At 50.4% G+C, this 21,933-nt stretch carries 22 protein-coding genes and 1 pseudogene; 4 read left to right on the top strand and 19 right to left on the bottom strand.

Annotated features, from left to right (window positions below; translation table 11 throughout):
- The 4 genes from ACI6NM_RS11475 to ACI6NM_RS11460 all read right to left on the bottom strand — a co-directional run bounded on the left by ACI6NM_RS11475 (position 1) and on the right by ACI6NM_RS11460 (position 4,258).
- A complete protein-coding gene (locus ACI6NM_RS11475) occupies positions 1–1,647 on the bottom strand; it encodes a glycosyl hydrolase family 18 protein (RefSeq protein ID WP_262426589.1) in 1,647 nt (548 codons plus the stop codon).
- A 248-nt stretch (positions 1,648–1,895) separates the two neighbouring features.
- Positions 1,896–2,210: a hypothetical protein gene (locus ACI6NM_RS11470; protein ID WP_022272755.1), complete on the bottom strand. Its 315-nt coding sequence runs from the start codon at positions 2,208–2,210 to the stop codon at positions 1,896–1,898.
- Positions 2,211–2,291: 81 nt separating this feature from the next.
- A complete protein-coding gene (locus ACI6NM_RS11465) occupies positions 2,292–2,894 on the bottom strand; it encodes a hypothetical protein (protein WP_158357976.1) in 603 nt (200 codons plus the stop codon).
- Positions 2,840–4,258 carry a serine/threonine protein kinase gene (locus tag ACI6NM_RS11460; RefSeq protein ID WP_262426588.1) on the bottom strand — a complete coding sequence of 473 codons (1,419 nt, stop codon included), beginning with the start codon at positions 4,256–4,258 and terminating at the stop codon, positions 2,840–2,842. The genes ACI6NM_RS11465 and ACI6NM_RS11460 overlap by 55 nt, the downstream gene beginning before the upstream one ends.
- A 185-nt stretch (positions 4,259–4,443) precedes the next feature.
- Between ACI6NM_RS11460 and ACI6NM_RS11455 the strand changes: the two genes are divergently transcribed.
- Complete coding sequence (locus ACI6NM_RS11455) at positions 4,444–5,220, top strand: adaptor protein MecA (RefSeq protein ID WP_022272758.1); 777 nt, start codon at positions 4,444–4,446, stop codon at positions 5,218–5,220.
- Positions 5,221–5,286: 66 nt separating this feature from the next.
- Here the strand turns inward: ACI6NM_RS11455 and ACI6NM_RS11450 are convergent, their stop codons facing one another.
- The 12 genes and pseudogenes from ACI6NM_RS11450 to ACI6NM_RS11395 all read right to left on the bottom strand — a co-directional run bounded on the left by ACI6NM_RS11450 (position 5,287) and on the right by ACI6NM_RS11395 (position 16,822).
- The gene (locus ACI6NM_RS11450) at positions 5,287–5,493 is read right to left on the bottom strand and encodes a DUF1858 domain-containing protein (RefSeq protein WP_262426587.1); all 207 of its coding nucleotides are present in this window, start codon (positions 5,491–5,493) and stop codon (positions 5,287–5,289) included.
- A 194-nt stretch (positions 5,494–5,687) separates the two neighbouring features.
- Entirely contained in the window at positions 5,688–5,954 is a 267-nt protein-coding gene (rpsR, locus tag ACI6NM_RS11445; protein ID WP_022272760.1) for a 30S ribosomal protein S18, read from the bottom strand.
- A 22-nt stretch (positions 5,955–5,976) separates the two neighbouring features.
- Positions 5,977–6,468, bottom strand: coding sequence for a single-stranded DNA-binding protein (locus tag ACI6NM_RS11440; protein ID WP_022272761.1), 492 nt, complete (start codon positions 6,466–6,468; stop codon positions 5,977–5,979).
- A gap of 18 nt (positions 6,469–6,486) precedes the next feature.
- A complete protein-coding gene (gene rpsF / locus ACI6NM_RS11435; protein WP_022272762.1) occupies positions 6,487–6,774 on the bottom strand; it encodes a 30S ribosomal protein S6 in 288 nt (95 codons plus the stop codon).
- Positions 6,775–6,948: 174 nt separating this feature from the next.
- Positions 6,949–7,860 carry an L-2-amino-thiazoline-4-carboxylic acid hydrolase gene (locus ACI6NM_RS11430; RefSeq protein ID WP_262426586.1) on the bottom strand — a complete coding sequence of 304 codons (912 nt, stop codon included), beginning with the start codon at positions 7,858–7,860 and terminating at the stop codon, positions 6,949–6,951.
- Complete coding sequence (locus ACI6NM_RS11425) at positions 7,857–8,690, bottom strand: L-2-amino-thiazoline-4-carboxylic acid hydrolase (RefSeq protein ID WP_438500870.1); 834 nt, start codon at positions 8,688–8,690, stop codon at positions 7,857–7,859. The genes ACI6NM_RS11430 and ACI6NM_RS11425 overlap by 4 nt, the downstream gene beginning before the upstream one ends.
- Positions 8,691–8,709: 19 nt before the next feature.
- The gene (locus ACI6NM_RS11420) at positions 8,710–9,018 is read right to left on the bottom strand and encodes a 2Fe-2S iron-sulfur cluster-binding protein (RefSeq protein WP_158357966.1); all 309 of its coding nucleotides are present in this window, start codon (positions 9,016–9,018) and stop codon (positions 8,710–8,712) included.
- Complete coding sequence (locus ACI6NM_RS11415; protein WP_262426584.1) at positions 9,019–10,833, bottom strand: FAD-binding protein; 1,815 nt, start codon at positions 10,831–10,833, stop codon at positions 9,019–9,021. It lies immediately after the preceding gene.
- Positions 10,834–12,204 carry an amidohydrolase gene (locus tag ACI6NM_RS11410; protein ID WP_262426583.1) on the bottom strand — a complete coding sequence of 457 codons (1,371 nt, stop codon included), beginning with the start codon at positions 12,202–12,204 and terminating at the stop codon, positions 10,834–10,836. It abuts the gene before it with no gap.
- An 18-nt stretch (positions 12,205–12,222) separates the two neighbouring features.
- Positions 12,223–13,812, bottom strand: coding sequence for a Na+/H+ antiporter NhaC (nhaC, locus tag ACI6NM_RS11405; protein ID WP_262426582.1), 1,590 nt, complete (start codon positions 13,810–13,812; stop codon positions 12,223–12,225).
- A gap of 83 nt (positions 13,813–13,895) precedes the next feature.
- Positions 13,896–15,587: pseudogene (locus ACI6NM_RS11400) on the bottom strand (sigma-54 interaction domain-containing protein).
- A 320-nt stretch (positions 15,588–15,907) separates the two neighbouring features.
- Entirely contained in the window at positions 15,908–16,822 is a 915-nt protein-coding gene (locus ACI6NM_RS11395) for a LysR family transcriptional regulator (RefSeq protein ID WP_262426581.1), read from the bottom strand.
- Positions 16,823–16,995: 173 nt separating this feature from the next.
- Here ACI6NM_RS11395 and ACI6NM_RS11390 point away from each other — a divergent pair, with 173 nt between their 5' ends.
- From ACI6NM_RS11390 to ACI6NM_RS11380, 3 genes are read left to right on the top strand one after another with little or no spacing between them, the layout of a single operon-like run.
- The gene (locus ACI6NM_RS11390) at positions 16,996–18,429 is read left to right on the top strand and encodes an amidohydrolase (RefSeq protein ID WP_438500869.1); all 1,434 of its coding nucleotides are present in this window, start codon (positions 16,996–16,998) and stop codon (positions 18,427–18,429) included.
- A 16-nt stretch (positions 18,430–18,445) separates the two neighbouring features.
- Positions 18,446–19,165, top strand: a complete 720-nt coding sequence (locus ACI6NM_RS11385; RefSeq protein ID WP_262426579.1) for a DUF5058 family protein — start codon at positions 18,446–18,448, stop codon at positions 19,163–19,165.
- A gap of 17 nt (positions 19,166–19,182) precedes the next feature.
- Positions 19,183–19,896: a hypothetical protein gene (locus ACI6NM_RS11380; protein WP_022272793.1), complete on the top strand. Its 714-nt coding sequence runs from the start codon at positions 19,183–19,185 to the stop codon at positions 19,894–19,896.
- Between the two features lie 55 nt (positions 19,897–19,951).
- On the opposite strand, the gene ACI6NM_RS11375 is transcribed toward ACI6NM_RS11380, so the two are convergent.
- From ACI6NM_RS11375 to ACI6NM_RS11365, 3 genes are read right to left on the bottom strand one after another with little or no spacing between them, the layout of a single operon-like run.
- Positions 19,952–20,143: a DUF951 domain-containing protein gene (locus ACI6NM_RS11375; RefSeq protein WP_022272794.1), complete on the bottom strand. Its 192-nt coding sequence runs from the start codon at positions 20,141–20,143 to the stop codon at positions 19,952–19,954.
- Positions 20,144–20,174: 31 nt separating this feature from the next.
- A complete protein-coding gene (locus tag ACI6NM_RS11370) occupies positions 20,175–21,167 on the bottom strand; it encodes an aldo/keto reductase (RefSeq protein ID WP_022272795.1) in 993 nt (330 codons plus the stop codon).
- A 28-nt stretch (positions 21,168–21,195) separates the two neighbouring features.
- Positions 21,196–21,918, bottom strand: a complete 723-nt coding sequence (locus tag ACI6NM_RS11365; RefSeq protein WP_262426577.1) for an NAD-dependent protein deacylase — start codon at positions 21,916–21,918, stop codon at positions 21,196–21,198.
- Positions 21,919–21,933 lie beyond the last annotated feature (15 nt).

Genomic DNA, 21,933 nt, shown 5'->3' with positions numbered 1-21,933 from the left:
TCAATCCCAGCCAATGGCGGTCCAGGCCTCTTCGTCCTCCAGGCCCAGCTTCCAGCAGGCAACACCGGCCAGGTCATTCTCCCGGGCCAGGTTCATTTTCAGCTTTAAGGATTCCTCATCCTCCATCCAGACCATCTTGATCCCGTTTTCCAGAGGAAGCTCTCCGTAATACTGCCCCAGCTCCTTCTGCCAGTAAAGGTCCACATGATTGGCCTCGATCCATGCTTTTGCCTCTTCGATCCCCAGGGCCGAGGATTTTACGCCTTCATCCGTTTCCGTCCATACCCTTGTATAGAAGGGAACTCCAAGGATCACCTTTTCCCTGGGAACCAGCTTTAAGGTATTCTCGATCCCGTCCCGCACGTATCCCAGGGACGCCACCGAGCCGGGGGCGCCGCCATTGTAGTGCTCGTCATAGCCCATGATGACCACATAATCTGCCACGATCCCCTGTTCCTTACGGTCATAAAACTTGTTAAATTCTGCCGGGACCGTATTATCCACCGACAGCACGATGCCCTTCTGACGGCAGGGGATGGAAAGCTCCCTTAAAAACTGCACATAATGGACGCCCGCCTCCTGCTTCAGTCCCTCAAAATCCATATTGAGGCCGTCCAGATCATATTTTTCCACATCCGCCATTAGGCTGTCAATGAGCTTTTTCCGGGTGGAGGTGGAGGCCAGGAGCTTCTCCGACTGGACATCGCCGCTGAAATTGTCCAGGAGCGCCCAGACCTGGATCCCCTTATCATGGGCCGCCTTTACATAATCCTGGTCTGCCAGGGAGCTGTAATTTCCTTCGTTATCCGTTAATGCAAACCAGGTGGGAGACACCACATTGACGCCCCTTGTCTTTTCCAGGAGCTTGTTTAGCCCGGCATTGCCCTCCCGGCTGGTCACCTGGTGCCAGGCCATGACTACCTTTTCATCCATGGGCGTGCCGTAATACTCCGGAAGCTCGGCCGTCCCTTCAAAGGCCTGGGGCTCCGGCGTATCCAGACATTTATTCTGGATATAGCCCAGGTGGCCGTCGGGGGTCTGCACCTTTGACCACTTTTCCATGGATTCCAGGACAGCGACCTGCATATCCCTCTCCACTTCTGTCACAATGGGACTCTTTACCCCTCCCCGGACCCGGACCTTTCCAGACTTTTTCACTGCGGCCATATTCCGGGTTCCCCAGTCTGTGACAAATACCCGCTTCACGTCCCCGCTGTCAAAGGCCAGGATCTCCACGTCCGTATAATTATTGACCAGCCCCAGGGCCAGCCAGACGCCGTCCTCCCTGTCCAGAAGGAGCGGTTTCCCATTGGCCCCCTGGGTTTCCCCATCGGCATAAACGATCTGGTCCGGCAGGGCGTAGACCAGCATATTTTCCGTACCGTCCCAGTAGAACCGCTTATTTATGTGCTCGTTGACCCAGGAAATGGGCAGGTAGGTCTGGCCGTTCATATAAAGTCCCCTGGCCTCCTGGAGCTCCTGGTTATAAAGGATCGCCGTATCCTCCCCGCTCACCCCATAAAAGCTCTTAAGATCTGCCATTTCCTTTGTGGGGATATACTTTCTGGCCGCCCTGTACCCGAAAAATCCCAGTACACACACTGCGATCAGCCCCAGGGCCGCGATCACTGGCATTATTTTTTTCATTTGCGCTCTCTTTCCTTTCCGATGACCCGCGCCGTGTACGGCGGCTTCCATGGGTTGGTTTTCTTCTGATATCCCCGATTATATCATAGGGGTATGGTTTTGTTTATTAATTTTTTGTAACGATTTTGTATCAGATCCCTCCCGCCGCCTGCGCATCCAAAAGCATCATATTCGGCAGAACAGCATCTTCCGGCCACGCAGGCTCCTCCCTTTTCTTCCCATCCCCCCTTTTCCTTCCTTAAGTATTTTTATTCCTCCGGCTTTTTCAGATCCTCCCGGCTGAGATACACCTTGTCGAACCGTACCTCCTTCAGCCCTCCGGATTCTGCCTGTACATAATCTCCCATATAAAACATATTATCGTCGCGTATTTCAAACAGCTTTTCCCATTCCGGCGGACCGGAGACCCGGCCGTCCACATAAATGGCGATCCCTTTTTCTGAAAGCCGCCTCAGCCCGCCCAGATACTGCTGCTTTTCTTTCTCTTTCCAGTCCTCTGTTCCTTCGCCTGCCCCCTGGCAGCCCGCCTTCTCCTCCGTATGCTCGCGTACATCTTTTTCCATATTCCCTTCCCCTTTTCCTGCCGGCGGACCCTTTGGAGGGCTTCTGTGACATATTCCCCGCCGCCGGCGTATTCTTCCTGGTCAGACCAGCTTTTCAAAAAATATTCCGCATTCCTCTGTAACAGAAAAAGCGTCCGCTGAAAACGGAATCCGTCTGGAAAGGATGCCAAAACGTCTCCAAAACTCTTTTCTGGTCTCATCGCTGCCAAAAACGGCCAGATACTGCCAGCTCTCTTTTTCCGTCCGCTCCCTTTCCATGGCGAACTCCCGGAGATTTTCCTGCTGCCATTCGCTGAAGGAGGCCACCACGAACTGTTTTTCACAGCGCAGAAACTCTGCGGTATCTCCCTCCTCCAGCACGCCGAAATCGATCAGAATATCGTCGTACCCGGCTCCCAGGGCCATGGCAAGCTCCCTGGGACCGGCATGCTTAAAATAATCTGCCTCCAGGACCCGGTAGGCAGAGCTCTCCCGCACCATTCCCGTGCAGACCTTCTCCAGCCGTTCCAGGTCGCCTGTGCTGTTCCACTCCATAAGAGCCGCCCGTCTTCTCCTGTAACCGGCCAGATAATTGAGCAGCATAATGGAAAAATGCGTACAGCCCACGCTGTGTCCTGCCGCCGCGATCCCTATGAGCCTGGTCTTCTGGTCCAGAAGCCCCTGCGTCTCTTTTTTCTTTCCCATGTTTTCATTCCTCCTGTTCCAGTGGTCATGATCTCCCTAAAACAGGCCGCAGCATCCCGATCTTCCTTCAGTGGATTTGCAAAAAACGGCAGATAAAAACATGGAACCCCCTTAAGGTCGTCCGGCAGCTTCATGCGGAGGTCCTCCGACATATGATTAAACAGGAGGATGCACCTTCCGCGGCTTAAAAAGTATCTGGATGCAGCCAGTGTGCGGGCAGTCTCCCACCACTTCCCTCCGCATACCAGTACAAAAAAGTCCGCCTCCGGCAGCGTCTCCTGTCCCTGCCAGGCCGTTCCTATGTCCTTAATGATAATTGGAAAATAACGATATGGCATTTTTACTGTTCTGCCATAGTATGGACGGATATGTAAGGATCCGATGTGGAATACGCCGGCGCCGTCCGGTCTTGCTTTTGTATTTCTCATGAACAGCCGGACAGCATCCGTATCGTATTCTTCCTGATACAATGCTGGATACCCGTTTCGGGTCAAGAAAGTTGATATGCCAAAGGCTGCATGGGTCGTTCCGATCCCAGGCCTGGCCCCGGCAAATACGATGGTCAGAGATTCTATTGCATGTTTTTCTGATAGAACGGTCTTTAATTCACAAAGCGCCTGCTCCACTTTCCCTGCGTTCTGGTAGCGCCCATCCTTTTCTGCGGCCATACACCCGCGGATGATCCGGTCCAGCTCCCAGGTACCGCTTCTGTCCCCGAGACAAAAGCCGTTCCCGGGCGGTTCTCCCCGGCACATATAATATAAGAGCGCACCAATGGCGTAAACGTCCGTCCGGCAGTCCAGGGGCTCTCCCCGGTACTGCTCCGGCGCTGCAAACCCTATGGTCCCATAACGTTCCCCGAAAGCGGTCACATCCTCTGCATACTGCGCGTGGTCAAAATCAATAAGCCTCACTGCTCCATTACAGACCAGAAGGTTCTTTGGCTGAAGGTCAAGATATAAAATGGGATTATCTGCTGTATTCATGAACTGGATCAAACGGCACACCTGAATTCCGATTTCAGCCGCCGTTTTCATTGACAGACTGCCCAGGCGTTTCACCAGGGCATATAAAGATTCGCCTTCCAGATATTCTTCGATAAGATAACTGTTTGTCAGGTCCTCTTCCACGTCGTATACAAGAGGGATCCCAGGATGGCGGAGCGTTTTTAAGAACAGGGCCTCCTTTCTGAAGGTTTCATAGTCGGCCATGGTCTTTGGAACGATCTTCACCGCACGGTATTCCTCCAGCTCTGTATGCCAGGCCAGAAAGACATTCCCGGAGCGGCCAGCGCCCAGCTTCCTGCACAGACGGTATTTACCAAACAGAACGTGTTCTCCGATCTTTGCACCTCCCTTCGGCAATACAATCTCTGATCTTTATTTTAATACAAGATCTGACCTTTTACAACAGGATTCTTCTATTCCTTAAAATTTTAATAATTTTTCCACATATCATTGCCAAATCGGAATAGGATATAGTATATTATAAACGTAAAAGTGTATCTTTTCGCCATTCACATATATCTATACAGACAGGAAGTGATCCAATGAAAATAGAACGTATCAATGAAAACCAGATCCGCTGTACCCTCAGCAATTTTGACTTAAGTGTGCGGAACGTCAATCTGAATGAGCTGGCTTACGGAAGTGAAAAGGCCAGAAACCTGTTCCGCGAAATGATCCAGCGCGCCTCCAGGGAGGTGGGCTTTGAGGCAGAGGATATCCCGCTGATGGTGGAGGCCATCCCCATGGCCAACGACAGCGTCATGCTCATCATCACAAAGATCGAGGATCCCGAGGAGCTGGACACCCGCTTCTCTAAATTTTCCGCAGCCGATGAGGACGACGATCCCTCTGTGGGAAATCTGACCGCAGAGCTCCTGGACGGCGCGGATGCCCTTTTAAGCCTCCTGGGAAGCCAGAACCCCGGCCAGGGTGAAGGAGCAAAAGCCGCCCCGGCTGTATCTGATAAAAATGCACAGGCCCAGAAGGCCGCCAAGGCTCCCGACGGAGAGCTTCCGGATCCCGCCCGATACATCCGCTTCTATCAGTTTGACTCCTTAGACCAGGTCTGTGCCGCCGCCAGAGAAACCGGATCCGTTTTTTCCGGTTCCAGCGTCCTCTATAAAAACCCGCAGAGCGGAAGGTATTATCTGGTATTAAAAAAAGAAAGCTCCGATGAGCTTTCCTTCAGCCGTACCTGTAATCTTCTTTCCGAGTACGGGACCCGGCTCCGCCAGGACCCGGCGGCCGAGGCCTATTATGCCGAGCATTATGAGGTGATCGTGAAGCAGAACACCCTGGCAGCTTTAGCAAAGATCTGAGCATAAATAAAAAAATATGCAAAAGGCTGCCGGAATATGAACCGGCAGCCTTTTTATGGCATAAAACTACGCGTTTTTCTTTGTAAGGTATTCATTCAGAATATTCACAAGCTGATCGCAGTTAATTCCATGTACCATACAGGCCTCTTCCAGAGACTCCATCTGTGAAGACGGTCATCCAATACAGTGCATCCCTGCACCCATCAGAATCTGTGCGGTATCAATATCATAGCGAAGCAGCTCACCCATAAGTGTTTCTTTCGTCACCTGCATGAACAGTTCCTCCTTCTAATACTTTTGTACTGATACATGGAGAGTATAATACTTTTCTTTTCACTTGGCAAGGCAGATTTTTTGCAAAAAGACAGAAAATATCTGCATTTCCGGAAAAACATGGCTCTCCAGCTTTGATCTGCTAAAAAAAGCCCCGGAAACACTAGGTTTCCAGGGCTGCTGCATGTCAAATATTATTCACATGTATAGGGCATAAGAGCTAAGTGTCTTGCTCTCTTGATCGCAACAGTTAAAGCTCTCTGGTGCTTTGCACAGTTGCCGGTGATTCTTCTGGGAAGGATCTTACCTCTCTCAGATACGTATCTCTTTAACTTGTTTACGTCCTTGTAATCGATCTCGCCGTTCTTATCGCCGCAGAATACGCAGACTTTTTTTCTTCTATGCATGCCGCCTCTTCTTACTCTGGAAGAATCGGATTTGCCGTCTTTATTAAATGCCATTTTTAATTACCTCCTGTCAGAATTAATTGAATGGAAGTCCTTCGTCCTCGACTCCATCAGGAATATTCATAAATCCGTCACCGATGGCACTGGACGGAGCAGGTCTTGTCCCCTGCTGGTAGCTGCTGCGGTTATTGTTCCCGCCATAGCTTCCGCCGCCAAAGCCGCTGTCGCCGCCCTGGTTCTTGCTGTCGGCAAACTCCTGGTCCTCTACGATCACATCGGTCGTATAGACCTTCTGGCCATCCTTATTTACATAGCTGCCGGTCTGGATCCTGCCGGACACCAGCACGCGCATGCCCTGGCGGAAATACTTTTCAGCAAATTCGCCGGCGCGGTCAAAGGCTACGATATTGATAAAATCCGCAGTCTGACCCTGGTCTCCATCCTGGCTTCTCCTGCCTCTCCGGTCAACGGCCAGCGTATATCTGGCAATGGCCATGGAACGCTCGCCCTGGGAATAACGCACTTCGGGATCTCTGGTCAATCTACCCATAAGGATAACTTTATTCATATAATCACACTTTCTTTATTAAGCGTCCTGTCTTACGCAAAGGTAACGGATCACAGACTCCATGATGCGGACATGTGCCTCTACCTCGTTCGGGCAGTTGGAATCACCTTCAAAATGAATGAAGTAGTAGAATCCCTCTTTCATTTTCTGGATCTCGTAAGCAAGCTTTTTCTTGCCCCATTCATCCACATCTGTAACAGTTCCGCCGAAACGGGTGATATAGCCTTTCACCTTCTCCAGAGCGGCTGTTCTCTCATCGTCCTCAAGCTTTGCGCTCAGAACAACTGCTAATTCGTATTTGTTCATAGTTTCTTTCCCTCCTTGTGGTCTCTGGCCCCCGCTTTTCAGTAACGAGAGCAAGGAATTAATATGTCACAGGTAATCATCATAGCAAATATATGAGGAAAATGCAAGTATTTTCTTTGTTTTTTCTTCATTTTAAGCTGATCTTCCATTTCCCGTCACAGAAAACAGGCAGCCTTAAAATAAGCGCTGCCCATTATCCAAACATATTCTCTGTACCTTATTGCAGAAATGATTCTTCATTTCCTCTTTCCACCCGCCACTCCCATAAATACTCCAGAGCGGCTCACCATCCATATCCATTCTAAGCGGATAATTTGCTTCTATAAAGTCCAGACTCATCTCTTTCCCCTGCTCCCTTGCAGCACAAAGGAGCCGATCTGCGCATTCTTCTGCCATGTCCTCCAGCCCTTTACAGACCGCAGACCTTCCCATATCTCCCAGAATATCCTCCGCTGCCTGGGCAATATGAAAATACAATTTAATAAATAATGTTCCGAATCCGGATTTACCCTGTGCCTGGGCCAGTTGCTTCACTGGCCCGGAATATTCCGGATCATACTCCTCAAAACATACTGCCCGAAGTTCCTCCGGCAGTGTCTCCGGCCGAAGTACCACATTAAATGCACAATATTCATCTTCCGGCTGAGTCTGTGTCTTCGCCAGATTTACTTTCGTGTATCCAAATGCATAATGTCCGTAACAGGCCCGATGGAATTCCTCACAGTAAATACGTCCGATTTCCATTACCCCATATTCCTTCCACAGGGCAGCCATCGGGCAGTACAGCGTATGCGATACCCTCTCCTGGGGATTCAATTCCTGGAGTTCACGTTTAAAACGGGGATCTGGAGGAAGATCTGCTCCTACGGCAAACAGACTATGCATATTGATCTTTACATTCGCATCCAGATGGCGTGCTCTTAAGGCCTCTGCCCGGTCTCTTCCAAACCGGCGTGTTCCCTCCCTTAATGCCCGTTCTCCTTTTTCTCCGCACTGTTCCAAAAGACTTTTGCCCAGAAATGCATATAGCAATGTATAATGATCTGCCAGATTCATAATCTGCATTTCGTTCAATGTATACTTCATAACCAGCCTCCCTTTTGCAGACATTCGTCAAATACATGCAGGAAACACTGTCTGAGGATCCGATCTTCCCTCAGCTCCTCCATCCGGCAAAACGGAAAAAATTCCATAAGGAAATCCTCATCCAGACTTCTCCCCACATGATCCGCCTTTTTTATTAAGGTTTCCGCCATGATCTCTGCGCCATTTTTTATTCCATACGTGACAGCAGCCACCACCTCTGCGTCCTTTTCCTCTTTCATTACCTCTATAAAGCACCTGTATAATAAAAGAGTGCTTTCTTCAACTGGAATTTCTCTTATGATACCATTCCCATCGCCAGTTCCCTTTTGTGTTTCATTCTGGTTGGCTGTACGGCAATACATAGCCATAACACATCTGTCATCTCTCCTGCACGTTTTGCTGTTTGAAACATTCGCCTGGCCAGCCCCTTCTCCGTATCCATCCATAAGAGCATGCAGATACTCCTCGCAATAAAGCCGCCCGGCTTCCTCTCTGCCCCTGTCTCTCCAGTTTTTCTCTAAAGGACAGCTGTATATTTCCCATAGCTGTGCTTCTGGCGTATCCCTTACAGTTGTCTTTAAGGTCCGGGGATCCTTCCAGCACCCATCCTCAGCTGCCATAAGATTATGGAGATCCGTCCTCACTCCACTTCCCATATACTGCTCCCGAAGCCTCTTTCCCTTTTTCTTTCCATAAGCTGCTACCGCTTTGCGCACGATCCCCATTCCATTTCTGCCGCATCGCTCGATCAGAGCACCAGCTATTTCCCCATACAAAATTCCAAACCCATCAGACCTAGTCTGATATCCAAGTTCATTTTCGCTATGCATAGGTTTTCCTCCACATCTGTCAATTTTCTACCACCAGGTCTTTCACTACTTTTTCATTGGCCGGTTCCAGCACAATGTCTTCCCCTGTCAGAACTGTGTTGCAGGCAAGACGTACCTTCCCGTTAACCTTAACAGCACATCGTCCGCAAATCCCCTGTCCACATGCACTATGCATATAAAAGCTCAGGCTTCCATCCTGGGTATCCCCGATTTCCTCCAGAAGGTTCATGACCGTTTTCCTCGCTTCTTTATGAAATTCCACATGAAACGTATCGTAATGGGGACTCATATCTGTCTCTGGATTCCACCGGTAAATTTTTACTTCCATCTATTTCTCCTCCATATTTGCCATTCCAAGATCCTCTTCCAGGATAAACGTTTCGTAATCTACCTTTTTTTCCGGACGCAGTGGTACCCTTGTTACGATCGGAGTTCTTGTCTCCAGAACATCCTTTCCACTGTCCAGATGGCTGATGATCCGCTTCTGCCAGTGCTCATTGTCAATATAGCTGTAATCCTCCCGTAAATGAAGTCCACGGCTTTCCTTTCTCATTCGGGCCATTCCAGACGCCACACGGGAACATAAAAGAGTATTTTCCGCCTGCAGCATACGGATCAGCTCTCTGTTATACACCAGGGTTTTATCCGCGATTTCCACGCTTTCCAGATCTTTTTCCAGTCTGTCATATGCCTGGAGTCCTGTATTCAGGCTCTCTTCATTCCGCCAAAGCCCCAGAGTCTTATCGGAAACACTTTCCATCTGCGCAATAAGGTCCCCCAGACGGCATCCCCCCTTTTGCTCCAGCCTTCTTTTTATCCCCTCCGTTATCATGCTTACCGAATCTCGGCTGCTCTCCACTTTTTCTTCCAGAGCCGCGCGTTCTGCCGCCACGGTGCCAGCCTTATATCCCTGCACCAGCATCTCCGTCACCGCATCAGCTACGCGGTTTGCGCCGAAGACACCGCTGGCACATTCGCCTGCCGCAAAAAGACCTGGAACACCCGTATCCATATTTTCGTCTACCAGAATCCCTCCCACGCTATATTCACTGGAAAGTCCCACCTCAATGCGTCTCTTTTCTTTTACCAGCCTTTTATATTCCAGAATATCGTTTCCATGGTACTTTCCCCTGGGATAAAAACCGTCAAAGTGATCCATCAGAGCATCAAACATCCGATCAATTTCCTGGTCTGTAAAACGATGGAAATCGAAATAGATGCCTCCATTCTCCGTTCCCCGTCCTTCCCTTATAGCCTTTCCGTAATAATAAATATGTACCAGCTTGCACATCTCGCTCGTTTTTTCCATTTCTCTCAACTGATTGGGAATTTCTATTTTTTGGCCGAACCGGTCCACGGGATCATAATCAAACGCATCCCTGAATGTGCATATAACTGGAAGGATTGAGCCACGCATCTCATTGGGCTCCACAGCAGTGATCAGAAACAGCATAAATTCCATATCTGCCAGCCGGGCTCCTGCCCGATAAGCCATGGCCTGACCGTCTCCAGTCATATCGGAATTCGTATTTTTCAGGGAATAGGGCTGATACCCACCTGTTCCAAGGACTACTTCCTTAGCTTCAAACTGCAGAAGGCATCCCTCATATAAATCCATTCCCACAGCCCCGGTCACCCTGTCTCCATTTTTCAAAAGTCCTATGATCATAACATCTTCATACAGACGAATGGAGCCTTCTTTCTCTACTCCCTTTAAAAGAGAACGTCCCATGCCTCTTCCCGATACATCCCAGTTCCCCGGGCGGTAAAACTTATAATGCTGTCCAGCCTCTCGCCCCCACTCCCTCACCTCGTACACAATACGGGGACTTTCCTCCACAAACTGTTCCACCATATTCTGGTCGCTTAAATTAAATCCATCATTACAGATGGACCGGAATAAGTCTTCCTTTGTGAAGGATGGATCCGCCTCTGGAATATGATATTCATAAAAAGCACTTTCTCCGTCCATGCCGTAAGAGCCGCCGATCATAATTGTATTTCCGCTGTTTCCAATCTTTCCCTTGGAAACCAGAACCGTATCTGCACCTTTCCGGGCAGAAGCCACCGCCGCTGTACAGGCAGCTCCTCCACCGCCGATCACCAATACATCTGTAAAAACTTTTTCTTTAATCGTTACCATTTAGAACATCTCCTCCCGTACCGTCTGTTCTTTCTTAAACTCCTCTGCTGCCATGATGATCCGTTTATGGTCTTCATACAGTTTTTCTGCCGTTCTCAAAAGTACCTGTGCAGCCATGCTGACACCTTTCCGGGCGATAGAAGAACCGCAGCAGGATGTGTACAGCCATGAATGGCCCGGTGACCCTATCACCGTAGATGCAAATGAAAATACGCCCGTGGGCACGCGCCAGCTAGCATCCCCCACATCCGTAGAAACTGCCATTGTCTCTCCTTCCCGGTAGAACCCATCGTAAATTCCTGTATGGAGTCCCCGGTACACCTGTCCATCCAGATGATACTCCGAATGCGCCTTTCTCTTTAATCCCTCTGCTACATTTTCAGAAATTCTTTCTGCAAACCGATACTCCTCTTCCGTCCAGACAGGTGCTCCCGTCTCTTTCATGGATTCCAGAAGGACTTGTTCCAGGACCTTGTTCCGAAGCACATCCGAGCAGTCCGAAACTGTCTCTGTTTCAAAAGTGGTTTCTGTCATAATCGACGCTCCCAACGCCAGATTCTGTATCCTCGCCTTTAAAGTCTGAACACTTTCTCTGTTTTGGGCACGTATGGTATACCAGACCTGGGCGCTCTTTGGAACCACATTGGGCACTTCACCGCCGTTGGTAATAACATAATGGATACGCACATCCGGAGTAACATGCTCTCTTAAATAATTGGCTCCAACATTCATCAGTTCTACCGCATCCAGAGCGCTCCGGCCATTGTAGGGATCAATAGCGGCGTGGGCAGTTCTTCCCGTAAACGAAAACTTCCCCGACCATACCGCATTACTGGTTCTTGCCCATACATAATTCACGTCATTCGGATGGCAGGACAAAAGGACATCACATTCATCAAAGAGTCCGGCTTCCGCCATCCGTCCCTTTCCGATCAGAAGCTCTTCTGCGGGACACCCAAAAACAGTGACTTTTCCTTTAACCTGTCCCTTTTGTATATCCTGTGCAATCGCAAGGCCACCTCCTGTCACAGCGGCAGCCAGGGCATTATGACCGCATCCATGGCCAGCGCAGGGGACTTTTTCATAGATCTTCTGCTCATGGGATACTGCCTGGCTTAGTCCAGGCAGGGCGTCATACTCTGCCAACAGCCCGATATGAGGGTGACCGCATCCATATTCTGCCACAAAAGCGGTCTCCATCCCTGCCACGCCTCTTCTGACTGTAAAACCGGCTTTTTCAAATATGTCCTCCAGGTATGCCGAAGATCTGTATTCTTTTAATCCAGTTTCCGCGTATCCCCATATCGTGTCGCTGATTTCTCCAAGAAATTTCTCATTTGCTTTGATCCATGTCATTCCCTCGCTGGTCATGTTCCATCTGTCCCCCTTCTATTTTTTCGCTTTTTTCCTAAAGAGTGGCGTTATCATGGTTCCGTCTGTACGCGCAACACCAATTCCGGTAATTGCCAGTACAATTCCTGTCAGGGCGCACATCCACGTCAGAGGCATGTACATCCAGTATTCTCCTGGCGTTATACCCAGAGTAGTTGTAATAAACGCTCCCGCCATTCCCCATGGGATCAGCGGAGCACTGATCGTTCCTGTATCCTCAAAGGTCCTGGTAAGATTCTTTTTATGCAGGCCATATTCTTCGTAGATCGGACCTACCATTTCTCCCATAACGGGGTACGTTACATAATAAGTTACCGCGATCAGAATAAATACAGGATGCATGATCGTGCAAAGGATCATCAGTTGTCTGGGTGTCTTTGCAAAGCTTTTTACCTTTGAAAAAATCACCTCTACTGCCCCTGTGGCCTTAATGGGAGCGCCAAATACGCCTGCTGCCAGAACCAGGCCCACGGTAGAAAGCATACTGCTGATTCCTCCGCGGTTTAAAAGTCCATCTACCAGTGCTGTTCCTGTTTCCTGTTTATAACCAGAAACAACTGCTGCCATAGCCGAAGAAAGATCTGTCCCCTGACATACGATTGCCAGGACAATTGCAGATGCAATTCCAGCTGCAAATGTAGGCAAACATGGTTTTTTCATTAATATTAAAATTAGAACAATGATCGGAGGAATAACCATGATCGGGTTTATTACAAAGTTTGCCTGAAGAGTATCTAAAATAACTGTATATTCTTCGTTCTGGATCGTACCGCCGCCAAACTGCATTCCTAAAATCAGATAAAGAACCAGGGATACGATATAACCTGGAACTGTTGTATATAGCATGTGGCGGATATGTTCTGTTAATTCTACGTTGCAGGAGGCTGCTGCCACGATTGTAGAATCTGATAACGGGGACATCTTATCTCCAAAAAAGGATCCCACTACAATCGCCCCTGCCACATAAGGAAGGGGAATACCAAGACCGAGGGCTACGCCCATAAGCGCTACTCCAAGAGTAGACAATGTTCCCCACGATGTTCCAGAAGCCACAGACATAACAGAACAGGTGATACATGTGAGCACCAGAAAAAATCTGGGGTTCATGATCTTCATACCATAGTACATGATCGTTGGTATCGTTCCTGAGATCATCCAGGCCCCCACCAGCATTCCAATCTCCATCAGAATGATTACAGGAACTCCCATCTGTCTAATTCCTATGGAGATCTGCTCTTCAATTTTGTTCCAGCTGGTTCCGCAGAAAAGAACCGCAATTATGCTGACTGCTGTTGATGAAATAAATAAAACCAGCGTCGTATCCAGCTTCAAAAACAGCTTTCCTATAATGATCACTAGTAAGGCCACTCCTACCATAAGCAGCGCCTTTTGTACACTTACCTTCTCTTTTGCTTCCTGCATAGTAACCCATCCTTTCTTTTGAATCCTTCCCATTGTCAGACAATACAGATGTCCTCCTTTTTCCACCTGCTTTATAGTGCCTGCTGCTAATCTAAAATACAGCAATTCCCATGCCAAGCCATTTTCATTATATCTGTTTCCTGCCTCTATCTTTATTTTCGACATTTTCAGATATTTTTACGCGCAAAAAATGGTTTAATTGATTGCAAAAACCAATTAAACCATTTTATTAATCCATTTATGTCTATTTATATCTTTTTCCTTCCCAGTTTCTCTCTTCCACCTTCTGAAATCTGTGTGCCTCCACGACCTTTATATATCTCAACAAGCCCTGCTGATTTCATTTGTTCCAGACACTGGCGAAGCTCTGCTTCTGTCAGAAAAACCCCATACTCCTTTATTTTCTCTGCCAGCCCTTTCCTTCCAATCTTTTTCCCCTCTTTTCTATACCAGTCCAGACATTCAAGGATCACTGTTTCTGTTTCCACTCCGGCAACCGGATCATCTCCACTCTTCTTTCCATTTCTCATCATATATTCTGGAAAATCAGAAGCATGAATATTCTCCCCTTCCAGGATAGAAAGATAAGAAACCACGTTCTGGAGTTCCCGAACATTTCCAGGCCAGTCATATTGTTCCATAAACCGCATTGCGTCCTGGTGAATATTTTTTTTAATCCTGTTCTTTTTAAAAAAGTGAAGAAGCATGTCCGATATATCCCCAGGTCTTTCCCGCAGCGGAACTGTCTGGAGAATCAGGGTATTCAAACGGTAATAAAGATCTAATCGGAATTTTTTCTCCTCTACCAGCTTTTGAAGATTACAGTTGGTTGCGGATATGATCCGTACATCAATAGGAATCACCTGACTTCCTCCAACCCGTACCACCTCCTGTTCCTAAAGTACCCTAAGAATTTTAGCCTGGAGATTCAGCGAAATATCTCCGATCTCATCCATGAATAAAGTTCCTCCACTTGCCATCTCAAAAATCCCAGCCCGGCCTTTTTTACTGGCTCCTGTGAAAGCTCCCTCCTGGTATCCAAATAACTCGCTTTCCAGAAGTGAATCTGCCAGAGCAGCACAATTAAACGCAATAAAGGGGCCATTTTTTCTTTGGGATGCTTGATGGACCGCCTGGGCCAGCAACTCCTTTCCCGTTCCACTTTCTCCCTGGATCAGTACTGGGAAGTCTGTATTGGCAAACCTTGCTGCCTTGTTTTTCAAAGCCTCCATCGCCTTGCTGGAACCTATTATATCGCTGAAGCTGTATTTTAATTCACTTCTGCCACTTTTCTCTCCCCCATATTTTGCATAAAGAACCCGGATTCTTTCAAAATTTTTAATAGTCAGAAGGCTGCTTTCCAAGGCTCCTTTAGAAAAATATCTCCATGTAACCAGATATTTTTTCCCACCTCTCAGCAGAAGCACATCTTCTATATCCTGTTTAGTTCTGGACACCATCTCCAGTTCCGGGATCAGGTTATAAATATTTCTCTGAAGTGTGTATGTATATGACCTCCCCGAAAACTCCTGGGCCATCGAATTCAGCAGGACAATTTCCTTTTTCTCATCCAGAAAAAAAGCCGCTTCTGGTATTCCCTCAAGAAACTGCCTGAGATTTAATCCTGATCCGTGTCCATTCCTTGTGAGTTCCGCGATTCCCCGGTTTACAGAGATCACATTTTTTCCATATGCAAAAATCCTTTCAATCGTCTCACTCTGAAGACAGTCCAGACGGCTAAAAATCTCAATAAGTGTCAAAGGATCCGGGCGACGTTCTCCTATATCAATGATTCTTTTTATATACGGCGGTACAATGGCTAATTCGTTGGGGGTAATTGCCAGAGTAATATCCGAATAGTCCTCTGCACAGCCTGGATAATACGGAATCAGTTCAATATTCTTCACATCCAGGGCATACAAAAGGGCCACCGTCTCCATTGCAAATTCGCGTGTGTGATTTACAACAATCGCCCTTGACTCCCCTTCTGTTCCCTTTAAACGGTCATAAGTATCCCTCGGGATTGTCAGATTTAAAACGATGATCTCCGTCCCCTCCATAAGGAATGGGGCAATCCACTTGGCAACCTCATCGCTGATCGCAACCACCAAATCACAGTTGATTCCACTAATGGAATTCTCACTGACTACCAGCAGGCTTACGTCCGCATATTCCCCAATCAATTCGGTCAATTGAATCCTTATGGTTTCCGATACCCGCCTGCGGGTACATGCAATTATTACCTTTTTTCTCGTCAACTTCAGCCATCCTCCCCAAAATGCTCCCGTATCCGCTCCTTCAGATGCCGCACATACGCCTCGCCTGTTTCTCCTAATCCCCGGTCCCGGGAGTATATATAGCTTAAGACCAGCGGATCAAAAGGCAGAGGCACCGTTACCACGCCGTTGGCCTCATTGTACTCCCTGGAATGGGGGAACACCAGGCTGAAGGCATTGGTACTGGCCACAAGAGAAAGCCTGGAAACGCTGGATTCCACCAGGATCAGCTTATCCGGATTCACCACACTGGACCAGGGCGTCCAGTTCAGGTTTCCCCCGTTTCCATCTATATAGGCTGCATAGGGATAGTTTTTCAATTTTGAAAAGTCAAAGGGAGTTTCCTTTAAAAGGGGATGGTCCTTGGACAGCTGTACGGCAAAGACCGCCTTTGCCACATCCCGATACTCCAGGTGGAACAGACTGCAGTACCGGTTGAAATCCGCGTAATGGCCCCTGGTATCGATGGTGACCACCAGATCGCAGAGATCCTGGTGCAAAAGCTCCAGCATCTTTCTCCCGGTGCCTGCCGCACAGGACAGATCGATCTTATCATACCCCTGGTAATCCCGGCATAGATCCTGGAAGGCTTCAAAGGCCGGATGGTACATGGGATAGACCAGCCGGAACCGGCAGGAGGTCCCTTCCTCTTTTCCCGCGTCAGCGATCCCCTTTAAGTGTCCCATGATCACCGACGCTTCCTTCTCCAGCCTGGCTCCGGCAGGCGTCAGCTTCATTCCGGCAGAAGTCCGCTCAAAGATCGGGAAGCCCAGCTCCTGTTCCAGGTTTTTTATGGCGCTGCTCAGGTTTGGCTGGGACAGGAACAGATTTTTTGCTGCCCTGGACGCCGAGCCGCACCGGGCGATCTCCAGAACGTATTGAAGCTGCTGTATGGTCATGATGCATTCCCCCTCCTTTTTGCTGTTCTCTATTATATCTCTTCTTCACTTTAAAGTCCATCGCTGGAATTTATAGCCGCCTATAAATAAAACATATTTGTGATCTATCCATCCAGACAGTATACTTATTTTCAAAATGATACAATGTTTTACAGGAATAGGAGGTTATTCTTATGGATAATGCACAAATCATCCGTGATGCCGTCCGTGAAAAGGCACAGATTATCACCGGGCTCAACCGGTCCGTATGGGAATATGCCGAACTGGGCTACCAGGAAACGAAAAGCGCGGCGACCATCATAAAAGCCCTGGAGGACGACGGCTTTACAGTAACTAAGGAGCTGGCCGGGATCCCTACGGCGTTTAAAGCCGTCTGGGGAAGCGGTTCTCCCGTGGTCGGCATCCTGGGCGAATACGATGCCCTTCCTGGCCTGAGCCAGAAGGCCGGCGTTGCCGCGCCGGAGCCGGATGAGGGGCATACCACCGGACACGGCTGCGGCCACTGCGCCCTGGGAGCCGGAGCCGTGGGAGCCGCCATGGCCGCAAAGGCGTATCTGGAGCAGAGCGGAAAAACCGGCACTCTGGTATTTTTCGGCTGTCCCGCAGAGGAGCAGGGCTTCGGAAAGGGCTTTATGGCCAAGGCCCGCTGCTTCGACGGAGTGGACATGATGTTCACCTGGCATCCGGCAGACCAGAACGTTCCCATGGGGACCCGCATGGTAGCCAACTATAAGGTCCGCTTTGACTTCACCGGCATTTCCGCCCATGCGGGTGCAGCCCCGGAAAAAGGCCGGAGCGCCCTGGACGCCTGCGAGCTGATGAATGTGGGCGTCAATTACATGAGAGAGCATGTGATCAGCGATGCCAGGATCCATTACGCCTATCTGGACAACGGCGGCGAAGCTCCCAATGTGGTCCAGGACCATGCCTCCCTGCTGTATTTTATGCGCGCTCCGAAGCTGGCCCAGAGCAGCGAGATCCTGGCCCGGATCAAAAAGATCGCCCAGGGAGCGGCTCTTATGACTGAGACCGAGGTCAAGGTCAGAGTCCTGGGCGGCTTAAGCGACGTGATCCCCAACCCCACCGCCTTCCAGGTGCTTTCCGATGCTTATGTGGAAATGGGAGGCCCCGAATTTGACGAGGAGGATTACGCCATTGCCAGAAAATTCCTGGCCATCCTGCCGGAGGACGCCAAAAAGGCTATGGTACAGAAGATGGCTGTCCTCCACAAAATGACGCCGGAAGAGTTCGAAAAGCGGCCCTTAAATTCCGTTGTGATCCCTTACAGCCCCCTGATGCGCCAGAAGGTGCTGACCGCCTCCAGCGACGTGGGCGATGTAAGCTACCTGGTTCCCACCGCCCAGCTTACCGCCTCCGCAGCCATCCCCGGCACTGGACACCACACCTGGCAGTACACCGCCCAGGTGGGCACCTCCATCGGCGGAAAAGCCTGTCTTGCAGCCGCAAAGGCCATTGGACTGGCCTGCACCAGGATCTTTGACGACCCGGCCCTGGCTGACCAGGCCAAAAAGGAGCTGCTGGAGGAGACCGGCGGCGTTTACGTATCCCCGATCCCCGACGACCTTACCTATGTGGACGCCATGTAATGAAGGAGGAACACAGATGACCTTTAATGAAATTATGAACAGTCCCCTGCTCTACGGACTAGTGGGGCTGGGAATCGCCTATATTATCCTGTTTTGTCTGATCACGCTGAAAAAAGCCTACAAACACGCCCTGGAGCTGGGGATCACCAGAGAAAAGCTCAAGCTGGTGATCACCTCCTCCGCCATTTATTCTGTCGTTCCGTCCATTTCCATCGTCATCGGCCTTTTCAGCCTGGCGTCGGTCCTGGGCGTGCCCTGGTCCTGGTTCCGCCTTTCCGTGGTGGGCTCTGTCACATACGAGCTGATGGCAGCCGACATGGTGGCCACCGGAACCGGCTATGAGTCCGTGGCAGCCTTAAACGCCGCCGGAGATGCCTCTGTGGTCGGCACCGTTATGTTCGTTATGAGCATCTGCATCATGGGCGGCCTCATTGCCATCCTTTTATTCGGCAAGCGGATCCAGATGGGGCTGACCAAGGCCAGAAGCAAGCACGGAGAACTGGGGGCCCTGATCACCGGCGTTCTTTCCCTGGCCATCATCGAGGCCTTCCTTCCCATGCAGTTAATGAAGGGCAAGGTACACCTGGCCGTTGTATTTACGTCCTGCATCATCGTTCTGATCCATTTACAGATCATCAAGCGGTTCAAATGCCTGTGGCTCAGGAACTTTGTCATGGCAAACACCCTGCTCCTGGGCATGGCGTCCTCGCTGGTCTGGATCAGGATACTTGGTTAATTTAGGAGGAACACAATATGGATAAAAAATACGAAGACAGTATTCACCGGACCGGACGGATCGGCATCATCATCGGGATCATACTCATGCTGGGGATCCCGGCGGTCATTTCCAGCGTATACGACGTATGGCCGGAAAGCGCGGCCCAGGTCATCACCGCAGGCAGCGGCCTGCTGGCCGTGTTCATTCCCACCTGTATCGCCGAGGTATTCAGCTATACCCCGATCCTGGGCTCCTCCGCGTATATCACCTTTCTGACAGGCAATGTCATGAACCTGAAGGTCCCCGTTGTGGTAAATGCCCAGATCATGTCCGACACAGCCTCCGGTACAGAAGAAGGAGACGCAGTGGCCACCATCGGCGTAGCCGTGTCCTCCATCGTCACCACCCTGATCATCGCCGGCGGCGTGCTGCTCCTGGTGCCCTTACGTCCCATCCTCACCAGCCCCACGGTGCAGACGGCCACCACCTATCTGCTCCCGGCTCTGTTCGGCGGCATCTTTTTAAGCTTCGTGAACAACGACTGCGGCGACTATGTTGCCAAAGGAAAGCCGCTGACCATGATCCTCCCGCTCTTAGTGGTGTTCGGCGTCAACGCCGTGTTCCCTCTGGCAGGAATGGAGGGCTTTGTGGTGCTGATCTGTATGGTCCTCACGGTACTCTGCGCCGTTGTGCTCTATAAGGCCGGGATCATTAAGATGACTCCAAAGGAAAAGAAGAAAAAAGCCTGATGCAAAAGGGGCTGTTGTAAAGCCGAATCCGCGCTTTTACAACAGCCCCTCTTTTTTATTCCTTTTTCTCGGGCTTACGCAGGCCCCTGGTATTTTTCTCCACCAGCCGCCTGGTCACCATGACCATATGGCCGCAGCCCAGGCATTTCAGCCGGAAGTCTGCGCCCACCCTCAGGATCTCCCATTCCTGGCTTCCGCAGGGATGGGGCTTTTTTAATTTGACGATATCTCCTACTTCATACTCCATCGGATCCCTCCCTATGTTTCCTGCCCGTCCTTTACTGCCCGAGCGCTGCACGGATCTCCTTCCGCACATCTTCTCCCAGAGGCGGGAGCTTCAGAGCTGCCAGGCTGCTGTCCAGCTGGGCCGTACTGCTGGCCCCGACCAGAACAGAAGTCACCTCCGGCCTCCGTAAGATCCAGGCCAGGGCCATCTGGGCCAGGGTCATGCCGCCCGCTCTGGCAATGTCGTTTAACTTCTTTATTTTTCCCAGCGTCTCCGCATCCAGATATCTGGCTGCCACGGTGCTCCCCTCCCGGGCCGCCCGGGAACCGGCCGGGATCCCCCGGAGGTATTTGTCCGTCAGCGCACCCTGGGCCAGAGGCGAAAAGCAGATGCAGCCCACGCCATTCTCTGAAAGGACGGGAAACAGGCCGTCCTCCGCCTGGCGCTCCAGAAGGTTGTAGCGCACCTGATGGATCAGGCACGGCGTATGGTTCTCCCTTAAAAGCTTCACTGCCGCAGCAGTCTGCTCCGCATTATAATTGGAGATTCCCACGTACAGAGCCTTTCCCTGGCGCACCATATCGCTTAAGGCCTCCATGGTCTCTTCCAGGGGCGTTTCCGGATCCGGCCGGTGATGGTAAAAAATATCCACGTAATCCAGGCCCATGCGCCTTAAGCTCTGATCCAGGCTGGCCATGAGATATTTCCTGGAGCCCCAGTTTCCATAGGGCCCCTGCCACATATCGTACCCGGCCTTGGTGGAGACGGCCAGCTCGTCCCGGTACGGTCCCAGACAATCCTTTAAGGCCCGGCCAAAGTTCTCCTCTGCCAGTCCCCTGGCCGGATGGCCGTAATTGTTGGCCAGATCAAAGTGGGTGATGCCCCGGTCGAACGCATGGCACAGGATCTCCTCCTGCTCCTTAAGAGTCTTTTCAGTCCCGAAATTCTGCCACAGTCCCAGGGACATGGCAGGGAGCTTAAGGCCGCTCCTTCCGCAGCGCTTATATTCCATTCCTTCATAACGCCGTTCTGACGGCTGATACATACCCGGTCACTCCTTTCTGTCCCGGAGCTTAAACTCCGGCCGCGTCTCCCAGGATCTCTCCAATGGGACCGCTGATCACCAGATCCGCCCGGCTGTCCATGGGCGTCACGGATTTATTGATCAGCACCAGCTTTTTCCCCCCATAGTAGTCGATGAGCCCGGCCGCCGGATACACCGTTAAGGAGGTTCCTCCGATGATCAGGACATCGGCATTGGAAATATAATAAACGGCCTTCTGGAGCGTATGCTGGTCCAGCCCCTCTTCATAGAGGACCACATCCGGCTTGATGACGCCGCCGCAGGTACATCTGGGAACGCCCTCTGACTCCAGGACCGCCTCCAGGCCATAAAATTTTCCGCATTTTGTACAGTAATTCCTGAGCACCGAGCCGTGCAGCTCCAGCACCTCCCGGCTCCCGGCCTTCTGATGGAGGCCGTCGATATTCTGGGTGATCACTGCCCGGAGCCTTCCCTCCTGCTCCAGCTTTGCCAGGGCCTTATGGGCCCGGTTGGGCTCCGCATCGGGGAACAGCATCTTATTCCGGTAAAACCGGTAAAATTCCTCGGTTCTTCCCATATAGAAGGTGTGGCTCAGAATGGTCTCCGGCGGGTATGCATACTGCTGGTTATACAGACCGTCAGTACTCCGGAAATCCGGGATCTTACTCTCGGTGGACACGCCTGCACCGCCAAAAAATACGATATTCTCACTCTCAGAAAGCCACTGCTTCAAAGTTTCGCGTTCTGTCATCTCTGGCACTCCTTT

The organism is Pilosibacter sp. YYHA0881 (genome assembly GCF_051602715.1).
Lineage (GTDB): Bacteria > Bacillota > Clostridia > Lachnospirales > Lachnospiraceae > Alitiscatomonas > Alitiscatomonas aceti.
This window is presented reverse-complemented; position numbering and strand designations above follow the sequence as displayed.

Excerpts from the sequence above, each read along its gene's own strand:
- ACI6NM_RS11380 (WP_022272793.1), top strand. The coding sequence starts at position 19,183 with ATGGATAAAAAATACGAAGACAGTATTCACCGGACCGGACGGATCGGC.
- ACI6NM_RS11415 (WP_262426584.1), bottom strand. The coding sequence starts at position 10,833 with ATGGTAACGATTAAAGAAAAAGTTTTTACAGATGTATTGGTGATCGGC.
- nhaC (WP_262426582.1), bottom strand. The coding sequence starts at position 13,812 with ATGTCGAAAATAAAGATAGAGGCAGGAAACAGATATAATGAAAATGGC.
- rpsR (WP_022272760.1), bottom strand. The coding sequence starts at position 5,954 with ATGGCATTTAATAAAGACGGCAAATCCGATTCTTCCAGAGTAAGAAGA.
- ACI6NM_RS11390 (WP_438500869.1), top strand. The coding sequence starts at position 16,996 with ATGGATAATGCACAAATCATCCGTGATGCCGTCCGTGAAAAGGCACAG.
- ACI6NM_RS11470 (WP_022272755.1), bottom strand. The coding sequence starts at position 2,210 with ATGGAAAAAGATGTACGCGAGCATACGGAGGAGAAGGCGGGCTGCCAG.
- ACI6NM_RS11370 (WP_022272795.1), bottom strand. The coding sequence starts at position 21,167 with ATGTATCAGCCGTCAGAACGGCGTTATGAAGGAATGGAATATAAGCGC.
- ACI6NM_RS11410 (WP_262426583.1), bottom strand. The coding sequence starts at position 12,204 with ATGACCAGCGAGGGAATGACATGGATCAAAGCAAATGAGAAATTTCTT.
- ACI6NM_RS11455 (WP_022272758.1), top strand. The coding sequence starts at position 4,444 with ATGAAAATAGAACGTATCAATGAAAACCAGATCCGCTGTACCCTCAGC.
- ACI6NM_RS11425 (WP_438500870.1), bottom strand. The coding sequence starts at position 8,690 with ATGCATAGCGAAAATGAACTTGGATATCAGACTAGGTCTGATGGGTTT.
- ACI6NM_RS11475 (WP_262426589.1), bottom strand. The coding sequence starts at position 1,647 with ATGAAAAAAATAATGCCAGTGATCGCGGCCCTGGGGCTGATCGCAGTG.
- ACI6NM_RS11365 (WP_262426577.1), bottom strand. The coding sequence starts at position 21,918 with ATGACAGAACGCGAAACTTTGAAGCAGTGGCTTTCTGAGAGTGAGAAT.
- ACI6NM_RS11375 (WP_022272794.1), bottom strand. The coding sequence starts at position 20,143 with ATGGAGTATGAAGTAGGAGATATCGTCAAATTAAAAAAGCCCCATCCC.
- ACI6NM_RS11395 (WP_262426581.1), bottom strand. The coding sequence starts at position 16,822 with ATGACCATACAGCAGCTTCAATACGTTCTGGAGATCGCCCGGTGCGGC.
- ACI6NM_RS11385 (WP_262426579.1), top strand. The coding sequence starts at position 18,446 with ATGACCTTTAATGAAATTATGAACAGTCCCCTGCTCTACGGACTAGTG.
- rpsF (WP_022272762.1), bottom strand. The coding sequence starts at position 6,774 with ATGAACAAATACGAATTAGCAGTTGTTCTGAGCGCAAAGCTTGAGGAC.
- ACI6NM_RS11420 (WP_158357966.1), bottom strand. The coding sequence starts at position 9,018 with ATGGAAGTAAAAATTTACCGGTGGAATCCAGAGACAGATATGAGTCCC.
- ACI6NM_RS11430 (WP_262426586.1), bottom strand. The coding sequence starts at position 7,860 with ATGAAGTATACATTGAACGAAATGCAGATTATGAATCTGGCAGATCAT.
- ACI6NM_RS11465 (WP_158357976.1), bottom strand. The coding sequence starts at position 2,894 with ATGGGAAAGAAAAAAGAGACGCAGGGGCTTCTGGACCAGAAGACCAGG.
- ACI6NM_RS11440 (WP_022272761.1), bottom strand. The coding sequence starts at position 6,468 with ATGAATAAAGTTATCCTTATGGGTAGATTGACCAGAGATCCCGAAGTG.